Below are 18,408 nucleotides of genomic sequence, written 5' to 3'. Positions count from 1 at the left end.
GCCCGTGCCGGGACACGCCGGTCCGGGCGACGGACAGGTTCCGCGACCGCTTCCCGACGGGCCTTCGGGGCGCCGGACCCGAGGGCCGCTCAGGCGTCCAGGAAGGCGACGGTACGGCGGACGAACCACTCGGGGTCGTCGAGCCAGGGGTAGTGGCCGGCGCCGGGCTGCACGGTGACCTCGGCGGTCCGGAAGGCCTCGGCGGCGCGCCGGGCCAGGGCGGGGCTGGGGCCGCCGTCGAGTTCTCCGGCGTACACCAGGACAGGGGCGGCGAGGGCGCGCAGGGCGGCCCGGGTGGCGTCCGGGGTGAAGGCGCCCTCGGCGAAGTAGCGATCGCCCGCCTCGAAGTTGGTCTGGCTCTCGGTGGCCGCGACATGGGCGCGGGCGGTGGCGTCCCAGCGGCCGTGGAAGAAGGGCATGAACACCTCGTCGAACTCACCGGAGCCGGTCAGCCACGCCTCCAGCGCGGGGTAGGCCTCCTCGAACCAGGGTTCCCCCGCCCGCAGCCGGGCCGCCGCCAGCCGGTCCTCGGGGGTGGCGCGCAGGCCGAGGGCCGAGGGGTTGCCGGTGATCAGCGCGAGCCGCCGGACCCGCTGCGGATGCGCCGCCGCGTACAGGATCGCCAGGCTCGCGCCGGCCGAGTGCGCCAGTACGTCCATGTGGTCGAACCCCATGTGGGCGCGCAACATCTCCACGTCGTCGACGAGCCGGTCACAGCGGTACGACGCCGGGTCGGCGGGCACGGCGGAGTCGCCGGTCCCTCGCAGGTCGAGGAGGACCAGTTGGCGGTGGGCGGTCAGCCCGCCGAGGTCCCCGAGGTAGCCGGAGGCCCGCATGGGGCCGCCCGGCAGCACGACGAGGGGTTCGCCCTCGCCTCTGACGTGGTAGGCGAGGCGGGTCCCGTCGGCTGCGGTGAAAGTGGGCACGGCGCTGATCCTCGGGGACGGGGACGCGGTGCCGCAACGGATTTCGGCGGCCGGCCCCGCGGTCAGGCCTGCGGGGCCGGCTTGCGCACCCGGAACGCGAACTGGCCGCAGAACGTGAGCTTGCGGAGGTTCACCAGCGCCGTGTCCCGCCTGCTCTTGCGGGCCCAGGCGTCGATCTCCGTGTTGAGCGGCGACTCCGTCTGCCAGAAGCGGCCGTACTCCTTCTTCCGTGAGCCGTGGTAGGTGCGCATGATCAGTGTCACGCCGTCGAGCGAGGGCCGGATCTCCTCCAGGGCGAGACCGGCGTCCTCGACGAGCACCCGGAACCCGTACGGCGTGTAGTTCCACAGGCTGAAGGAGTGGTAGGGCTCGAACTGGGAGGTGCTGCCGATGAACAGCCCGCCCGGCCGCAGCACCCTGCTCACCTCCGCGAGCAGTTCCCTGGGTCTCGCCACGTGTTCGAAGACCTGGTGGGAGTAGACGAGCGGCACCGCGCCGGAGCCGAAGGGCAGGTTGACGCCGTCGAAGTACACCACGCTGTCGTGCCCGGCCTCGCGCTGGGCGGCCTCCGGCGAATCGCGGATGTCGACTCCCACCCAGTGGACGCCGGAGTCGTGCTTGCGGAAGAGCTCCGCCGACGTGCCCCGGCCGCAGCCGAGGTCGACCACCCGGTCCGGTGCCCGCGGCGAGCGCATCGCCTCGTCGAGGTAGTAGCGGGAGGTGACCTGACGGGCGTGGTCGGCAGGGATGCAGTCGTGCATGAGTTCCCACAGGGTCGACATGTGCCCACGCTACGGAGATGCCCTCCGCTAGGCCACATCCAGGCGGGGGTTCGGGACGGCCGTCATCCCTTGGGGCGAACGGGGCTGGGCGGACGGCGGCACGAGCCGGCCGATGCCGGACAGGTCGCGGGCGGCCACACTGTTACGGTCGGCGACCGTACGGCCCAATGCGTGGTACGGCCACAGTCCCCCGGCCTGCCGGCGGCTGCGCTCGTTCCACTCCAGTGCCTCGGCGGCCCGCGCCCGGAAGAAGTTGAGCGCGAAGCCGCCGCTGTGGATCCGCAGCAGGAAGAAGCCGCCGGGGTACTCCTTGGCGGCACCGACCTCCTGCAGGGTCACCTGCGGGGCCAGGGGCACATGGGTGCGCTTGTTGCGGTGGGTGTGGCCCACATGGTGGAGGAACACACCCGGGGCGGTGGCGTAGGCCCGGAGGATCGCGCGAGCCTGGCGGCGGCCGAGGCGCTGCGCCGGGCTCACCGGGAAGAGGGCCTCCCGGACGGTCAGTGGATGGTGGCCGAAGACGACGGTGGGCTGTTCCCGGTGGGCGCGCAGCCGGCGCCGGAACCAGGAGAGCTGTTCGGCGCCGAGGCCGCCCGCGTCGCCGCCGTTGCCGCGTTTGTCGTAGGTGTCGAGGCCGATGATCCGCAGTCCGGCCACGTCGTGCTCGAACCATCCGGGCCCGTCCGGCAGGCCGAACTCGCGGTGGAAGGTGTCGCCCTCGCCCGCGGCGCGGTCGTGGTTGCCCCGCACGACGAAGTAGTCCCGCCGGTGGGTGCCGAAGCCGTCGAGGATCCGTTTGGCCTCCGCCAGGTCGCGCGGTCCGCCGCCGCCGGAGATGTCGCCCGCGGCGAGCAGCAGCTGGGCGCCGCGGCGGCGGGCCTCGTCCACCACGGCCCTGCTCATGAGTTCGGGGTAGGGGGTCTGTCCCGTCCGCTGCGCCACTCCGCGCAGGAAGGGGACACCGGCCACCAGACCGGCGACGGTCTCGCCGATGTGCAGGTCGTTGCAGAGGGCGAGGGAGAGCAGGTGGCGGCCGGGCGGGGGCTGCGGGGTGGTGAAGGAGTAGGGGCCGCCGGGTGTGTCGAGGCCGTGGCGGGAGGTGCCGGCCGCGTTGCCGCGCACCAGGTGGAGCGCGGTGGGGGTGGCGGGCACGCCGCGGGAGCGGGCCTGGTAGTAGTACGTCTGGCCCGGCTCCAGGCCGGTGAGTTCGACGTGGTGGTGCGCGGTGGGCCGGTCCTCGCCCGCGGTGCGGTTGAGGCGGGCCGGGTGGGTGCCGTAGACGATCTCGCCCTCGGTGGCGGCGGGCAGCATCCGGCCGGTGCCGTCGTCGGTGCCGGGCAGGGCGGTGTGCCAGGTGATGACGGCGCGGTCCTCGGTGAGGGTGACCAGTTCCAGGTGGACGGCGGCGAGGGAGCGGGGGTGCCGGGGGCGGGGAGCGGTGGCGGACCGGAGCAGGGCGGGTGCGAGGAGGAAGCCGGAGCGCAGCATCTCGCAGGGGCCGGGGATGCCCGCGAGTGCGCCGAGGGGGACGGGGAGGCAGCAGCGCATGTCGGTGGTGTGCTCGCCGGCGGTGAACGGCGGACGAGGTGTCGGAAGCCGCACACGGTATGGAACCAGACTTCTTGGGTCCGTACGGGGCCTTGTGTCGACGCTCACGTCCTGGGACCGGCAGGAGCCGTCGCCCCGTCCTCACGAGGCGGGATCGAACCGCTCCCGCAGTTCCCGCTTCAGGATCTTTCCGCTGGCGTTGCGGGGCAGCGCCTGCACGAACAGGATCCGCTTGGGTGCCTTGAAGGCGGGCAGTCGCTCCTTCACGTGGGCGATCAGCCCGGCCTCGTCGATCTCGCCGCGCGGCACGACGACGGCGGTGACCGCCTCGATCCACCGCTCGTCGGGAAGCCCGATCACGGCGGCCTCGGCCACCGCCTCGTGCGTGTAGAGGGCGTCCTCGACCTGCCGTGAAGCGACCAGCACGCCACCGGAGTTGATGACGTCCTTCACCCGGTCGACGATCGTGTAGTAGCCGTCGGCGTCGCGCACCGCGAGGTCGCCGGAGTGGAACCAGCCGTCCCGGAAGGCCGCTTCGGTCTCCTCGGGTTTGTCCCAGTAGCCCTCGCACAGCTGCGGTGAGCGGTAGACGATCTCGCCGGGGGTGCCGTCGGGGACGTCCGCGCCGTCCTCGCCGACCACGCGTGCCTCCACGAACAGGACGGTGCGGCCGCAGGAGTCCAGCCGCCCCTTGTGCTCCTCGGGGGCGAGCACGGTGGCGAGCGGTCCGATCTCGCTCTGCCCGAAGCAGTTGAACAGGGCCAGTTTCGGCAGCCGTTCGCGCAGCCGTTCCAGGACGGGGACCGGCATGATCGACGCCCCGTAGTAGGCCTTGCGCAGTCCGCCGAGGTCGCGGGTGGCGAAGTCGGGCCGGTTGGAGAGTCCGATCCACACGGTGGGCGGCGCGAACAGGCTGTCCACGTCCCCGGCCTCGACGAGGTCGAAGAGGGTGTCGCCGTCGGGCCCGTCGAGGATGACGTTGGTGGCGCCCACCGCGAGGTAGGGCAGCAGGAACACGTGCAGCTGGGCGGAGTGGTAGAGCGGCAGCGCGTGTGCGGGCCGGTCCCCGGCGCTCAGGTCGAGGGCGGCGATCGCGCTCAGGTACTCGTGCACCAGCGCCCGGTGGGTCATCATCGCGCCCTTGGGCAGCGCCGTGGTCCCGGAGGTGTACAGCAGCTGCACGAGGTCCTCGGTGCGCGGTTCGGGCCCGTCGTACGGCGCCGCGTCCGCGAGCCGGGACAGCAGCGAGCCGTCGGCGTCGCGCAGCGGCATCGCCGGTACGCCGCCCGGGAGCCGGCCGGCCAGATCCGGGTCGGCCAGCACCAGCGAGCTGCCGGACTGGCCGACGATGTACGCGAGGTCGTCGCCGGTCAGGTTCTGGTTGACCGGGACGTGCACCAGGCCGGCGCGGGCGCAGGCGAGGAAGGCGATCAGGTAGGCGTCGGAGTTGTGTCCGTAGGTGCCGACCCGGTCACCGCGGTCGAGGCCCTGGCCGAGCAGGACGCTCGCCGCGCGCGAGACGGCGTCGTCGAGTTCCTCGTACGTCCAGCGTCGCTCGCCGTACCGCACCGCCACCCGCGCGGGGGTGCGCCGGGCGCTGCGCCGCAGTACCCCGTCCACCGTGCTGCCCTGTCCCTGCGTCATGACTCATGATCCTCGGCCCGTCGCCCGGGCAGGTCAAGCGAGCCGGGACGGGACCGCACCGGAGTGGCAAAAGGAACCACAGTCGATGCACCATGCATCAAGAGGCGTTCATCCCATGCGTTTTTTGCTTCAACGTGCCCCTGTGCGCCCCTTTGGAGAAAGGTTTCCGGAAACCCGGGCACGGTTGAACTGGGCAGGACTTGTCTCGGGCTGTCAGCCTCGAAGCAGGTTCGCTCATTTCACATGTCGCACTGGACAGGAGGCTTCCATGAACGGTGCCGTTCCCGAACAAAAACGAACGTGGACGACAGGTACTGCTCCCGGCATATTCCCATTACTCGGTCACGGTATCGCCTTATACCGTCGCCCGCTGGCGTTTCTCAATTCTTTGCCCGCGCACGGGGATCTGGTCGAGATACGACTGGGCCCCCGGCGCGCCTGGATGGTGTGCCACCCGGAGCTGGCCCACGAGATGCTCATGGACCCGCACACCTTCGACAAAGGGGGCCCGCTGTACGACCGGCTGGGCAATCTGATGGGGGACGGACTGGTCACCTGCCGTCAGTCCGCGCACCGGGACAAACGCAGGCTGCTGCAGCCGGCCTTCCGTCCCTCCCACGCCGCCGCGTACACGGAACTCGTCGCCGCGGAGGCCGAGTCGGTCTGCGCGGGGTGGCAGGGGGCCGGTGCGGTTCCCCTGACCGAGGCGATGATGACCCTCACGACCCGCGTGATCAGCCGGGTCCTGCTCTCCGACTCGCTCGACGACACGACCGCCGCCCAGGTGCGGGGCTGTCTCGCCGACGTCGTCCGCGGCCTCTTCGTCCGCACGGTCGTGCCGGTCGACGCGCTGTTCCGGCTTCCGACCCCGGCCAACCGCCGCTACCGGCGGGCGCTCGCCCAACTGCACGCGATCATCGACGCGGTGATCGCGGAGCGCCGCCGGGGCGCCGCGCGTGACGACGTCCTGGGCACCCTGCTGGCAGCCCCCCACGGCGACGGCGAGGCCCCCGCCCGCACCGACCGGGAGATCCACGACGACCTGATCACCCTGCTGCTCACGGGCGCCGAGACCTCGGCCCTGTCCCTGGCCGCGGCCTTCAGTCTGCTGGCCCGCCATCCCGAGGCCGAACAGCGCCTGCACGCCGAGCTCGACACCGTGCTGCCCGGCGGCCGGCGGCCCGGCCCGGACGATCTGCCGCACCTCGTCCAGACCCGGTGCGTCGTCTCCGAGACGCTGCGGCACTCCTCCCCCGGCTGGCTCTTCACCCGCGTCGCCACCCGGGAGACCGAACTCGCCGGCCGCCGGCTGCCCGCCGGAGCCACCGTGCTCTACAGCCCCTACCTCCTCCACCACGACCCGTCGTCGTTCCCCGACCCCGAACGCTTCGATCCCGACCGCTGGCTGCCGGGACGGCCCACCGCCGGACAGCGGCGCGCGATGATGCCGTTCTCCGCGGGCAACCGCAAGTGCCTCGGCGACGAGTTCGCCATGGTGGAGGTCACCGTGGCGCTCGCGACCATCGCCGGCCGCGTGCGCCTGCGCCATCTGCCCGGACACGCCGCACGGACCCCGCGCCCCGCGATCACGCTGGGGCCGCGCTCGCTGGTCATGCTCCGCGAGTCACGTCCGCACAGGCCGTCGGAGGCGTCGCCGTCCCGTCCACCGCTCCCGCGCCGCGCGGTCTGCACCCGACAGGCATCGGACCCCCGATCGGCGGGTGAGCAGAGTGTCGACAACGCATGAGGAAGCCGCGGTCGGTGCAGCGGACGGATCCCGCGCCGCCCACCTCGGGGACCTGATCGACGCCCACCTCCACATGCCCTTCCCGTTCGTGCGCAACCCCCACGAAGCCGAAGCCGCGGCCGACGTCGGCATTTGGCTGCGCAGGTGGGGGCTGACGGACGAGCCGGGTGTGGCCGAGATGATCGCCCGTACTCGCCCCGCCCAGCTCGCGTCCTTCACCAGTCCCGCCGTGGACTCCGGGCTGCTGCGCATCGTGGCCCACCAGATCGCGTATCAGTTCGTGTTCGACGACCGGGCGGAGGACATCGGCCGGCACACCCCGGCGGCGCTCGTGCCCATGCTGTGCGAGAGCATCGCCGTTCTGCGGGACGACCGCACGCCCGGCACACCGCTCGGAGCGGCCCTCGCCGACCTGTACCGGCAGGTCCGGGAACGGTGCACACCCGGTCAGGCCGCACGATGGGCATGGAAGAGCCAGGAGTACGTGCACGGTCTCCTGTACGAAGCGGTGGCCCAGGCCCACCCCGTCGTCCTGCGCACGGGAGACTGCACCTCCATACGGTCGCTGACCGCAGGTGTCGAACCGTTCTATCCGCTGTACGAGACCGCGACGCCGGACGAGGCGTCCCCCGCAGAACTCCACCATCCAGCCGTGCGGCGGCTCAGCCGGCTCTCGGCCGACGCCGCGGTCTGGACAGCCGATCTGTTCTCCGCCGTGAAAGAACAACGCGCGGGCGAAATGATCAACCTGGCCCTGGCCTACCAGCGCGAACACCACTGCTCCCTGCAGACCGCCGTCGTCCTGGCCATCCGGCGGGTCAACAGCACGATCCGGGAGTTCGAGAGGCTCCACGCCGACGTCGAACCGCAGTTGAGCCCCGCGGGCCGAGCATACGTGGAGGGCATGATCGGCTGGATCCGCGGGTGTTACCACTGGTCCCGATCCGTACCCCGGTATGCGGACGTGAAGTCGGTGCCCGCCGTGACGTAGCGGCATGCGGTGTGCTCCCGCAACCGCGCCCGAAGAAGGTGGCGATCACAATCCCCTACCCGGAAGACGGACATTATCCCTTCTGCAGTTCATGATTCACCCGATAGTACTCAGTCCGGCCTGCTCACACCGCGTCAGGGCGTACGCTCGGCTGTCCCCGGGCCGAACGAAAGAAAGCGGTACGGCATATGGCGACGGAGCCGCGGCAACCGATCACGGACCAAGAAACCCTGATCGAGCGCCGACGGGAACTTCAGGCCCTCGACGCGGCGTTCCGGGAATTGCGGCGCGCCACGGGCGGCGTCCCGCGCACACGGAGCAAAGGGCTGCTCGCCTTCTCCGGAGCGGCCGGACTGGGCAAGACGGCACTCGTCACGGAAGCTCGCGCCCGAGCCGTTGCACACAAGTTCACCGTGTTGTCGGGCACGGGCAGCGAGACGGAGCAGGGCTCGGCGTTCCACGTGGTACGCCAGTTGATGCAACCGTCACTTGCGAGGATGGGCGAGGCGGAACTCCGCGTCTTCCTGGGCAGCTGGTACGACACCGTTGCCGCCGTCCTCGGACTCGAAGCCACAGGACCCGCCCCCGCGCCGGACCCGACCGGAGTCCGCGAGGGACTCGACTGGGTCATGACGCGCCTCACGGTGAAGAAGGCCCCCGTCGTCGTACTCCTGGATGACCTCCACTGGACCGACCCGGAGTCACTGAGCTGGCTCACCTCCTTCGCACCACGGGTCGAGGATCTCCCCCTGCAGTTCGTCGTCACCTACCGGCCCGACGAACTGCCCCCCGAGGCGGGCAAGTTCCGCACCCTCGTCGGAGACCACGGGGACCGCCCCCACAGCCTGGCCCTGCTCACCCAGGAGGGCGTCGCGCAGATCGTCAGGAACGAGATCGGGGAGGCAGCCGGGGACCGGTTCTGCAAGGAATGCTGGTCGGCGACCGGTGGCAGCCCCTTCGAGGCGGTGGAACTAGCCATCGGACTCGCGGAGCGGAAACTGGGCGGCACCGACGAGGAGCTGCCCGCGATGCGCGAGCTGGCCGCCGCGATCAAGGGCCCGGGGCTGATCGAACGCCTGGAACGGCTCGGCACCACGACCGTGCGCTTCGCGCAGACCGCAGCCGTACTCGGCTCGCCGTTCTCGCCGGAGCTCGCCGCGGCCATCTCCGTGCTCGGTGACGAGGCCGTCACCGAGGCGACCGAGAAGCTGCGGGCGGCGCGGATCCTGGCGGAGGGGCACGGCCACGAGGGCGAGCTGGAGTTCGTGCACCCGCTGATCGCCACGACGATCTACCGGTCCATCCGCACGGGCTTCCGGACCGGTCTGCACAACACCGCGGCGCAGGCCCTACTCGCCGCGGGTTACGGACCCGCCAAGGCCGCCCGGCATCTGCTGGAGGTCCCCTGCGAGGACCGTCCGGAGACCGTCGCGTGTCTGCGCGAGGCCGCCCGCGCATACCTGCGCGCCGGAGCCACAGAGGCGGCCCGGCGCCTGCTGACCCGCGCGGTGCAGGAACCGCCCCTGCCCGAGGACCGTGCCGCGGTCCTCCACGAACTGGCCTGCGCCACCTTCCTGATCGAACCCACGGCCACGGTACGGCACCTGCGCCAGGCGCTGGCCCAGCCGCACGTCGACCCCGATCTGCGCGCCTCCATCGTCTACCGGCTGACCACAGCCATGGCCCACACCGATCAGCTGGCCGAGGCCGTGAACGTGGCGGCCGAAGAGGCACGGCAGGCCACGAATCCGCGCGTCAAACTGCGGATGCAGGCCGATCAGTTCGTCTGGAGCATGGTGCGGCCGGACGACCACGACTCACCCACCCGCTCCCGGACGCTGGCGCGACTGGCCGAGAAACTGCCCGGCCGCAGCCTGGAGGAGCGCTACATCCTCGGGCTGCGGGCCTGGGACGCGGCCATGCGCGGCGAACCGAGAGAGACCTCGCTCGCGTACGCCGACAAGGCCCTGGCCGGCGGCATGAGCTGGACCGACGAGAACCGGGGGTTCGAGGTACCCCTCTCCGTCGCCCTGGTGTTCATGTACGGCGACCGGCCGCGCCGGGCCGAGGAGCTGTTCAGCCAGGGGATCGCCGAATGCGTGGCCAAGGGCTGGCACGGTTCCCACCTGGCGTTCGGCCAGACCATCGCCGGGTACATTCGCTACCGCCGCGGCAGCCTGGCCGAAGCCGAGGACGCCGTGCGGGAGGGACTGCGGATCGCCGACAAGGTGGACGGGGTCGTGGCCGCCCAGTGGTTCGGCGTGAGCATCCTCATCAAGACCCTGCTGGCCCGCGGGCGCGTCGCCGAGGCCCGCGCCTTCGCCGACGATCACCACTTCGGCGCGACACCGGTCAACGCAGTCATCTACCCCGACCCCCGCACCGTCTACGCCGAACTGCTCCTCGCCGAGGGGCGGCACGCCGAGGCTGCGCGGCTGCTGTCCGAGGTCGGGGAGTGGCTGGACGGGCGGGGCTGGCGGAACCCGGCCTGGTGCCCGTGGCAGCTGCGGCTGGCGACCGCGCTCGCTCCCACCGCGCCCGAGGAGGCGGTGGGTCATGCCGAGGAAGCGGTGCGCAGGGCCCGGGAGTTCGGTGCCGCCTCGGCCGTCGGGCAGGCCCTGCACACGCTCGCCGAGGTGACCTGCGGGCCGGCGGCGGTCGACCTGTACGCGCAGGCCGTCGAGCAGCTGGAGCAGTCGCCGGCCGCCTACGAACTCGCCCGCGCCCAGATCGGCCACGGTGCCGCCCTGTCCCTGGGCGGCCGGCTCCAGGAGGCCGCCGACCGGCTCTACCAGGGGCTGGAGGGAGCCGTCCACTGCGGGGCCGAGGTGCTCGCCGCGCGGGCCAGGGAGGAGCTGTCGGCGGCCGGGCTGCGGCCGTTGCCGTTGCGCTACGCGCAGGTCGACACGCTCACCGCGCCGGAGCTGCGGACCGCCGAACTGACCGTCCAGGGGCACTCGGCGGGTGTGGTCGCCAAGGAGCTGCACCTCACCGAACAGGGCGTGCGGCAGCTGTTGTCCCGTGTCTACCGCAAGCTCGGCACCGATGCCGCCGGCCTCGCCGGGTTCCTGGAGGCCCGGCACCGGCCGCGCTCCTGAGGCGCCGGGTCGCCGTGTCCCGGCCGGTCACACCGGCCTGGTGCGTCCCTCCCAGTACGGGTCCCGCAGCCGCCGCTTGTACAGCTTGCCGTTGGGGTCGCGGGGCATCTCGGCGATGAAGTCGACGGTCTTGGGGCACTTGTAGCCGGCGAGCTGTCCGGCGCAGTGGGCGAGCAGGCCGGCGGCGAGGTCGGGGCCGGGCTCGTGGCCGGGGGCGGGTTCCACGACGGCCTTGACCTCCTCGCCCCAGTCGTCGTGCGGGATGCCGAAGGCGGCGGCGTCGGCGACGGCGGGGTGGGAGAGGAGCACGGACTCGATCTCGGCGGGGTAGATGTTGACCCCGCCCGAGATGATCATGTCGATCTTGCGGTCGCGGAGGAACAGGTAGCCGTCCTCGTCGAGGTAGCCGAGGTCGCCGACGGTGAAGAAGTCGCCGATGCGGTTCTTCTCCGTCTTGGCTTGGTCCTTGTGGTAGGCGAAGCCGCCGGTGTTCATCTTCATGTAGACGGTGCCGAGTTCGCCGGGCGGCAGCCGGTTGCCGTCGTCGTCGAAGATCGCGAGTTCGCTGATGGGCCAGGCCCTGCCGACCGTGCCGGGTTTCTTCAGCCAGTCCTCGGCGGTGGCGAAGGCACCGCCGCCCTCGCTGGCCGCGTAGTACTCCTCGACGCAGGGGCCCCACCAGTCGAGCATGGCCCGCTTGACGTGGTCCGGACAGGGGGCGGCGCCGTGGATGGCGTGGCGCATGGAGGAGACGTCATGGTGTGCGCGCACATCCTCGGGGAGGGCGAGCAGCCGGTGGAACTGGGTCGGGACCATATGGGTGTGGGTGCAGTTGTGTGTGTCGATCAGGCGGAGCATCTCCTCGGGAATCCACTTGTCCATGAGGACCAGGCGGTGGCCTATGTGGAGGGACGCGCCCGCGAACTGGAGGACGGCCGTGTGGTAGAGCGGCGAGCAGACCAGGTGGACGTTGTCGCCGAAGGGGCGGATGCCGAAGATGCCGAGGAAGCCGCCGAGGTAGGCCTCCTCGGGGAGTCGGCCGGGCAGCGGGCGGCGGATGCCGCGGGGGCGGCCCGTCGTACCCGAGGTGTAGTTCATGACCCAGCCGAGTTCGCGGTCCGCCGGGGCCGACTCCGGTTGTCCGTCGAGGAGTTCGGTGTACGGGCGGAAGCCCGCGATCTCGCCGACCGCGTACCGGTGGGTGGCGGGGAGGCCGGCCTCGTCGGCGGCGTGCCGGACCGGGGCGGCGAACCGTTCGTGGGCGATGAGCACCTTGGCGCCGGAGTCGGCGACGATCCAGGCGATCTCCGGGCCGACGAAGTGGTGGTTGACCGGGACGAGGTAGAGGCCGGCCTGGGTGGCGGCGAGGTAGGCGGTGAAGAACTCGGGCCCGTTGGGCAGGACGACCGCGAAGGCGTCGCCGCGCTCCAGGCCCGCGGCCCGGAGTCCGTGGACGAGCCGGTTGACGGCCGCGTGCAGGCGGCCGGCGGTCCATTCCTCGCCGTCGGGTGCGACGAGCACCGTGCGGTCGGGATCGCTCGTGGCCTGGGCCCAGAACCCGGCGGGGGGCGTGCTGGTCACTTGCCGCTCCTTCCGGCGATGCGGTTGATGCGGTCGACGGCCTCTTCGAAGCCCCGGGTGAGGTCGTCGAAGACGGCCCGGACGCTGCGTTCGGCGGTCATGCGGCCGACGATCTGGCCGACGGGGGTGCCGAGCAGGGGTTCGACCTCGTACTTCTGGATGCGGGTCAGTGCCTCGGCGACGAGCAGTCCCTGCAGGGGCATGGGGAGGGTGCCCGGGCCGTTCGCGTCGTCCCAGGCGTCGGTCCACTCGGTGCGCAGCTGGCGGGCCGGTTTGCCGGTCAGGGCGCGGGAGCGGACGGTGTCGCCGGAGCCGGCGGCGAGCAGTTTGCGGGTCACGGCGGGCGAGGAGAGATCCGCCTCCGTGACGGTCAGCCACATGGAGCCCAGCCACACCCCCTGGGCGCCGAGGCTGAGCGCGGCGGCCACCTGCCGGCCGCTGCCGATCCCGCCGGCCGCCAGGACGGGCAGGGGCGCCACGGCGTCGACCACCTCGGGGGTGAGCACCATGGTGGCGATCTCGCCGGTGTGGCCGCCGGCCTCGTAGCCCTGGGCCACGACGATGTCGATGCCCGCGTCCCTGTGCTTGACCGCGTGCCGGGCGCTGCCGGCGAGTGCGGCGACGAGGACGTCCTGGTCGTGGGCGCGGTCGACGACGTCGGCGGGCGGTGAGCCGAGGGCGTTGGCGAGCAGCCGGATCGGGTAGTCGAAGGCGACGTCGAGCTGGGTGCGGGCGACCTGTTCCATCCAGCCGGTGATGCGCCAGCCGGACGCCTCCCCCTCGGCCAGCTCGGGCACGCCGTACTTGGCGAGGGTGTCCCGCACGAACTGCCGGTGCCCCTCCGGGATCATCGCCTCGACGTCGGCCTCGGTGACGCCCTCCACCTTCTTGGCCGGCATGACGACGTCGAGCCCGTACGGCTTGCCGTCGACATGCGCCTCGATCCAGTCGAGGTCGCGTTTGAGGTCGTCGGGGGCGGTGTAGCGGACCGCGCCGAGCACTCCGAAGCCGCCGGCCCGGCTGATGGCCGCGGCCACGGCGGGAAACGGCGTGAAGCCGAAGACGGCGTGCTCGACTCCCAGGGTCTTGCTCAGCTCCGTCTGCATGGGCGCAGGATGCCGCAGTCGTGCGGCCGACGGAAGAGGTTTTCTGATGCTCCGTCAGATTCTTTGGGAGCGTCAGGGTCGGCGGCGTCCCGGTCGGCGGTCAGTCGTCCCGCTGTTCCAGCACCGCCATCGCCGCGTTGTGCCCCGGCACCCCGCTCACCCCTCCGCCGCGCACCGCGCCCGCCCCGCACAGCAGGACGTTGGCGTGCCGCGTCTCCACGCCCCAGCGGCCGGTGCCGTCCTGGGCGTAGGGCCACGAGAGGTCGCGGTGGAAGATGTTGCCGCCGGGCAGGCGCAGGTCGCGTTCGAGGTCGAGGGGGGTCTTGGCCTCGATGCAGGGGCGGCCGTCGGCGTCCAGGGCCAGGCAGTCGACGATCGGCTCGGCGAGGTGGGCGTCGAACTGGGCGAGGGTGGACTTGAGGAGTTCGTCGCGTACGGCGTCGTTGTCGGCGGCGAAGAGCCGGGCCGGGGTGTGCAGGCCGAACAGGGTGAGTGTCTGGTAGCCGCGTTCGGCCAGGTCACGGCCGAGGATGCTGGGGTCGGTCAGGGAGTGGCAGTAGATCTCGGAGGGCGGGGCGGCGGGCAGCCGGCCGGCCGCCGCCTGGGCGTGCGCGGTGGCGAGTTGGCCGTAGCCCTCGGCGATGTGGAAGGTGCCGGAGAACGCCTCGCGCGGGTCGACGGCGGTGTCGCGCAGCCTGGGCAGCCGCTTGAGCAGCATGTTCACCTTGAGCTGGGCGCCCTCGGCGGGCTCCGGGGCCGGGTCGCCGGTGAGCGCGGCGAGTTCCTGCGGGGAGGCGCCGACCAGGACGTGCCGGGCGGCGGCCACGCGCTCCCCGTCCGCGGTGCGGTAGGCGACCTCGGCGGCCCGCCCGTCGGTCTCGATCCGTACCGCCTCGTGCCCGGTGGCGAGCACCGCGCCCGCCGAGCGCGCGGCGGCGGCCAGCGCGTCGGTGAGGGCGCCCATGCCCCCGACCGGTACGTCCCAGGCGCCGGTGCCGCCGCCGATGACGTGGTAGAGGAAGCAGCGGTTCTGGCGCAGCGAGGCGTCGTGGGCGTCGGCGAAGGTGCCGATCAGCGCATCGGTGAGGACGACCCCGCGCACCAGGTCGTCCTCGAAGTTCTCCTCGATCGCGACCCCGATCGGCTCCTCGAACAGGGCGCGCCAGGCCGACTCGTCGTCGATGCGGCGGCGCAGTTCCTCGCGCGAGGGCAGCGGTTCGGTGAGCGTCGGGAAGACGCGCTCGGCGACCCGGCCGGTCGTGCCGTAGAACCGCCGCCAGGCCTGGTACTCCGCCTTTCCTCCGGTCAGCCTTTCGAACGCCTCGCGGATCCGCCGCTCGCCGCCGCCGACCAGCAGTCCGGTCGGCCGCCCGTCGCGCTCGACGGGCGTGTACGAGGAGATGGTGCGGCCGCGGACCCGGAAGTCCAGGCCGAGGTCGCGGACGATCTTCCTCGGCAGCAGGCTGACCAGGTAGGAGTAGCGGGACAGCCGTGCGTCGACGCCGGCGAAGGGGCGGGTGGAGACCGCGGCGCCGCCGGTGCGGCCCAGCCGCTCCAGCACCAGGACGGTGCGGCCGGCCCGGGCCAGATAGGCCGCCGCGACGAGGCCGTTGTGGCCGCCGCCGACGATGATGGCGTCGTAGCTCCGGGTTGCTTCGGTGGCAGGGGGCATGGTTCTTCGTAACACATGATGATCTAGGCGGGTAAGAGGCATGCCGGTGCGCTCCACGGGAAGGCCGGTTCCCGCGTGCGGGTCGTATGTGGCTGGTCGCGCCCACGCGGCGGAGCCGCATGTGTGTCACAGCCCCACGCCCCTTTGGGGCGCGTTGTGGGGCGCGCTTCAGAGCCGTCCGCCGGATGCCCGCTGTTGGCGCAGTACCGCCACGCGTCGGTACAGCTCCACCGCCTCGGCGCCCCGCCCCAGTTGCTCCAGGCAGTGCGCCTCGTCGTTGCGGCTGGCGAGGGTGTCCGGGTGGTCGGGGCCGAGGACTCGTTCCCGTGCGCCGGCCACCCGCCGGTACTCCGTCAGCGCGTCCGGCCAGCGGCCCAGCCAGCCGAGGCCCACCGCGACCTCGCGGCGGCTGACCAGGGTGTCCAGGTGGTCCGGGCCCAGCACCCGTTCCCTGATCGCGCACACGTCACGCGACTCGGCCAGGGCCTCCTCCCAGCGGCCCAGGCGGCCGAGGTTGACGCCGAGGCCGTGGCGGGCCCGCAGGGTCTCGGGGTGGGCGGGGCCCTGGACGCGGGTGCGGTCGTCGATCAGGGCGCGGTAGAGGGTGAGCGCGTCGGCGCTGCGGCCCAGGCGGCCCAGGCTGATGCCGACCTCGTAGCGGGCGGCGAGGGTGTCGGGATGGTCGGCACCGAGGGCCCGGCCACGGGCCTCGGCCACCTCGCGATAGGTCTGCAGTGCCTCGTCCCAGCGACCCAACTGGCCTGCCGCGTAGGCGACTTCGTAGCGGGTGACCAGGGTGTCGGGGTGGAGCGGGCCGAGCACCCGGGCGCGCGCCGCGGCCACGTCGTGGGCCATGCGGTAGGAGTCCTCCAGGCGGCCCAGCCTGCTGAGGTTGAAGGCGAGGTTGTGGCGGCAGCGCAGGGTGTCCGGATGGTCGGGGCCGGCCAGCCGCTGCCGGACGGCGAGGACGGCCGTGTACACCTGGTGGGCGTCGAAGTGGCGGCCCAACTGACCCAGCACGTACGCCGTTTCCTGACGGGTGGCGAGGGTGTCGGGATGGTCGGCGCCCAGTGCGCGCTCCCGGGCGGCGGCGACCTCGGTGTACTCGCGCAGCGCGTCGGCGGGGCGGCCGGTGCGGCTGAGGGTGAAGGCGATCTCGTAGCGGCTGGCGAGGGTGTCCGGGTGGTCGGGGCCGAGGAGGCGGGTGCGTTCGGCGGCGACGGCGCGGTGCACGTCGCCCGCCTCGGCCCAGCGGCCGAGCCGTCCCAGGCTGAGCCCGGCGTTGTGCCGGCCGGCGAGGGCGGCGAGGGTCTCCGGGGAGGGGCCGGGCACGGCCGGGTGCGGTTCCGCGACGCCGTTGGCCGGGCGGACGGTCCACTCGCCGGTGAGGCCGGCGCCGGGGTCGGGCGGGGTGGTGCGCAGGGCGGCGCCGGTCGCCTTGTGGCCGGTGGTCATGCCCCGGGTCCAGGACGGCAGCCGGGGCTCGCGGGCACCCGGTTCCGTGGTCCGGAACCGGGGCTGCGCGGTGACGACGGTGGGGACGTAGGTGGGTGTCGTCCGTCCGGAGACGATCCGGCGGCCCAGCTCCCGGGCGTCGTACGGCCGCTGTTCGGGCCGTTTGGCCAGCAGGTCGAGGACGACCTGCTCGAACCAGCCGGGCAGTTCGGGGCGGTGCCTGCGCGGCGGGGCGGGCGGGGTGTCGCGGTGGCCGACGAGGATCGCCCAGGCGTCGTCGAGGTCGAACGGCGGCGCCCCGGTGGCGATCTCGTAGAGGACGCAGCCCAGTGAGTACAGGTCGCTGCGCTGGTCGACCTCGGTGCCGCCGATCTGCTCCGGGGACATGTAGTGCGGGGTGCCCATGGCGATGCCGGTGCCGGTCAGCCGGGAGGTGAAACCGATGTCGTGGCCGAGGCGGGCGATCCCGAAGTCGCAGATCTTCACCGTGCCGTCGGTGAGCCGCATGATGTTGGCCGGCTTCAGGTCCCGGTGCACGATGCCCTGCTGGTGGGTGTAGGCGAGGGCGGCGGCGACCTGCTCGGCGATGTCGACGACGTCGCCGACGGGCAGCGGGTGGTGTCTGTCGTCCTCCAGGAGCTGGCTGAGGTTGCGGCCGTCCAGCAGTTCCATCACCAGGTAGAGGATGCCGTCGTACTCGCCGAAGTCGTGCACGACGGTGACCCCGCGGTGCGAGAGGGCGGCGGCGACCCTGGCCTCGCGCCGGAACCGCTCCCGCAGCACGCGGGTGAACGCCTGGTCGTGGTGCGGGCCGAGCGGTTTGAGGCACTTGACGGCGACCTGCCGGCCGAGCGACTCGTCGCGGGCCCGCCAGACCTCGCCCATCCCGCCCCGCCCGATCAGGTCGAGCAGCCGGTACCGTCCCTGGACCAGCCTGCTGTCAGCCATCGCGCGCCGTCGCCCCCCGTCGCGGTCCGTGACACCCCCCTGCTCGCCCAGTATGGCTGTCTATCGCCCGACTTTGTACGGTGCGGGGCGTGCGTCCGGGCCGAGCCTCGCCATGGCGCGCAGGATGTGTTTGGGCGGGAGTTGCCAACGCAGACGTGCGGGAACGCAGCGCAACAGGGTGCCGGTGGCGCGCAGTCGGCGGGTGACGGCGGCCGGCCGCGGGGCCGGTCTGCCGTACAGCTCGTGGGCGTACGGCGGCAGAGAGGCGTACGCGAGGCGGGCCACGCGCCGCCACAGTGCTGCACGCGCCGGTATGAGGAGCGGGTGCGTCGGCGGGCGGAGCAGGAAGTCGTCCACCGCGCGTGCGTCGGCGCCGGCGGCGAGCTGCGGCCGTACCTTCTCGAAGTAGGAGGCCATCTCCTCCTGGTCGCCGGGCACGGCGGCGGGGTCGAGGCCGACCAGGCGGCCGCTGACCCGGTGTTCGGCGATGTAGCGGTCGGCCTGCGCGTCGGTGAGCGGGAAGCCGGAGCGGCGGACGACGTGCAGGTAGGAGTCGATCTCGGCGCAGTGCACCCACAGCAGCAGGTCGGGTTCGTCGACGCCGTACCGCCGGCCGGTGTCCGGGTCGGTGGCGCCCAGCATGCTGTGGATCTTCCGGATCCGCGCCCCGGCCCGCTCGGCGGCCTCGGTGGTGCCGTAGGTCGTCGTACCGACGAAGTCCGCGGTCCGCATCAGCCGGCCCCAGGCGTCACGGCGGAAGTCGGAGTTCTCCATGACACCGCGTACCGCGCGCGGATGCAGGGCCTGGAGGTACAGCGCCCGGATGCCGGCGACCCACATCATGGGGTCGCCGTGCATCTGCCAGGTCACGGAGTCGGGGGTGAAGAGCCCGGCGTCACCGTCCATACCG

General features: G+C 72.5%; 12 protein-coding genes. 3 read left to right on the top strand and 9 right to left on the bottom strand.

Annotated features, from left to right (window positions below; genetic code table 11):
• Positions 1-89: 89 nt before the first annotated feature.
• The 4 genes from ACIQVL_RS36365 to ACIQVL_RS36350 all read right to left on the bottom strand — a co-directional run bounded on the left by ACIQVL_RS36365 (position 90) and on the right by ACIQVL_RS36350 (position 4,900).
• Positions 90-926, bottom strand: coding sequence for an alpha/beta fold hydrolase (locus tag ACIQVL_RS36365; protein WP_403477464.1), 837 nt, complete (start codon positions 924-926; stop codon positions 90-92).
• A gap of 62 nt (positions 927-988) precedes the next feature.
• Entirely contained in the window at positions 989-1,708 is a 720-nt protein-coding gene (locus tag ACIQVL_RS36360; protein ID WP_403437459.1) for a class I SAM-dependent methyltransferase, read from the bottom strand.
• 27 nt (positions 1,709-1,735) lie between these two features.
• Positions 1,736-3,310 carry a fibronectin type III domain-containing protein gene (locus ACIQVL_RS36355; protein WP_403477463.1) on the bottom strand — a complete coding sequence of 525 codons (1,575 nt, stop codon included), beginning with the start codon at positions 3,308-3,310 and terminating at the stop codon, positions 1,736-1,738.
• Between the two features lie 87 nt (positions 3,311-3,397).
• Complete coding sequence (locus ACIQVL_RS36350) at positions 3,398-4,900, bottom strand: acyl-CoA synthetase (protein ID WP_403437456.1); 1,503 nt, start codon at positions 4,898-4,900, stop codon at positions 3,398-3,400.
• Between the two features lie 268 nt (positions 4,901-5,168).
• On the opposite strand from ACIQVL_RS36350, the gene ACIQVL_RS36345 reads away from it, so the two are divergent.
• The 3 genes from ACIQVL_RS36345 (at position 5,169) to ACIQVL_RS36335 (ending at position 10,736) form a co-directional block, all read left to right on the top strand.
• Positions 5,169-6,647: a cytochrome P450 gene (locus tag ACIQVL_RS36345; RefSeq protein WP_403437455.1), complete on the top strand. Its 1,479-nt coding sequence runs from the start codon at positions 5,169-5,171 to the stop codon at positions 6,645-6,647.
• Positions 6,631-7,638, top strand: coding sequence for a (-)-alpha-amorphene synthase (locus ACIQVL_RS36340; RefSeq protein ID WP_403477462.1), 1,008 nt, complete (start codon positions 6,631-6,633; stop codon positions 7,636-7,638). The genes ACIQVL_RS36345 and ACIQVL_RS36340 overlap by 17 nt, the downstream gene beginning before the upstream one ends.
• A 188-nt stretch (positions 7,639-7,826) precedes the next feature.
• On the top strand, positions 7,827-10,736 hold the full coding sequence (locus tag ACIQVL_RS36335; RefSeq protein ID WP_403477461.1) for an ATP-binding protein: 2,910 nt from the start codon (positions 7,827-7,829) through the stop codon (positions 10,734-10,736).
• A 27-nt stretch (positions 10,737-10,763) separates the two neighbouring features.
• Here the strand turns inward: ACIQVL_RS36335 and ACIQVL_RS36330 are convergent, their stop codons facing one another.
• From ACIQVL_RS36330 to ACIQVL_RS36310, 5 genes are all read right to left on the bottom strand, one after another.
• Complete coding sequence (locus ACIQVL_RS36330) at positions 10,764-12,317, bottom strand: acyl-CoA synthetase (RefSeq protein WP_403437449.1); 1,554 nt, start codon at positions 12,315-12,317, stop codon at positions 10,764-10,766.
• Positions 12,314-13,423 (bottom strand): NAD(P)H-dependent flavin oxidoreductase, encoded by a 1,110-nt coding sequence (locus ACIQVL_RS36325; protein ID WP_403437448.1) that lies wholly within the window; start codon positions 13,421-13,423, stop codon positions 12,314-12,316. Before ACIQVL_RS36325 ends, ACIQVL_RS36330 begins: the two co-directional genes overlap by 4 nt.
• A gap of 100 nt (positions 13,424-13,523) precedes the next feature.
• On the bottom strand, positions 13,524-15,095 hold the full coding sequence (locus tag ACIQVL_RS36320) for a phytoene desaturase family protein (protein WP_403437446.1): 1,572 nt from the start codon (positions 15,093-15,095) through the stop codon (positions 13,524-13,526).
• A gap of 168 nt (positions 15,096-15,263) precedes the next feature.
• A complete protein-coding gene (locus ACIQVL_RS36315) occupies positions 15,264-17,498 on the bottom strand; it encodes a tetratricopeptide repeat protein (RefSeq protein ID WP_403477460.1) in 2,235 nt (744 codons plus the stop codon).
• Between the two features lie 60 nt (positions 17,499-17,558).
• Positions 17,559-18,404, bottom strand: coding sequence for an oxygenase MpaB family protein (locus ACIQVL_RS36310; RefSeq protein ID WP_403437443.1), 846 nt, complete (start codon positions 18,402-18,404; stop codon positions 17,559-17,561).
• Positions 18,405-18,408: the final 4 nt, after the last annotated feature.

It is taken from the genome of Streptomyces sp. NPDC090499, assembly GCF_044769305.1.
GTDB lineage: Bacteria > Actinomycetota > Actinomycetes > Streptomycetales > Streptomycetaceae > Streptomyces.
Note: the sequence above shows the minus strand (reverse complement) of the source record. Positions and strands in the feature narration are given on the sequence as shown.

Excerpts from the sequence above, each read along its gene's own strand:
- ACIQVL_RS36360 (WP_403437459.1), bottom strand. The coding sequence starts at position 1,708 with ATGTCGACCCTGTGGGAACTCATGCACGACTGCATCCCTGCCGACCAC.
- ACIQVL_RS36350 (WP_403437456.1), bottom strand. The coding sequence starts at position 4,900 with ATGACGCAGGGACAGGGCAGCACGGTGGACGGGGTACTGCGGCGCAGC.
- ACIQVL_RS36345 (WP_403437455.1), top strand. The coding sequence starts at position 5,169 with ATGAACGGTGCCGTTCCCGAACAAAAACGAACGTGGACGACAGGTACT.
- ACIQVL_RS36335 (WP_403477461.1), top strand. The coding sequence starts at position 7,827 with ATGGCGACGGAGCCGCGGCAACCGATCACGGACCAAGAAACCCTGATC.
- ACIQVL_RS36325 (WP_403437448.1), bottom strand. The coding sequence starts at position 13,423 with ATGCAGACGGAGCTGAGCAAGACCCTGGGAGTCGAGCACGCCGTCTTC.
- ACIQVL_RS36320 (WP_403437446.1), bottom strand. The coding sequence starts at position 15,095 with ATGCCCCCTGCCACCGAAGCAACCCGGAGCTACGACGCCATCATCGTC.
- ACIQVL_RS36315 (WP_403477460.1), bottom strand. The coding sequence starts at position 17,498 with ATGGCTGACAGCAGGCTGGTCCAGGGACGGTACCGGCTGCTCGACCTG.
- ACIQVL_RS36310 (WP_403437443.1), bottom strand. The coding sequence starts at position 18,404 with ATGGACGGTGACGCCGGGCTCTTCACCCCCGACTCCGTGACCTGGCAG.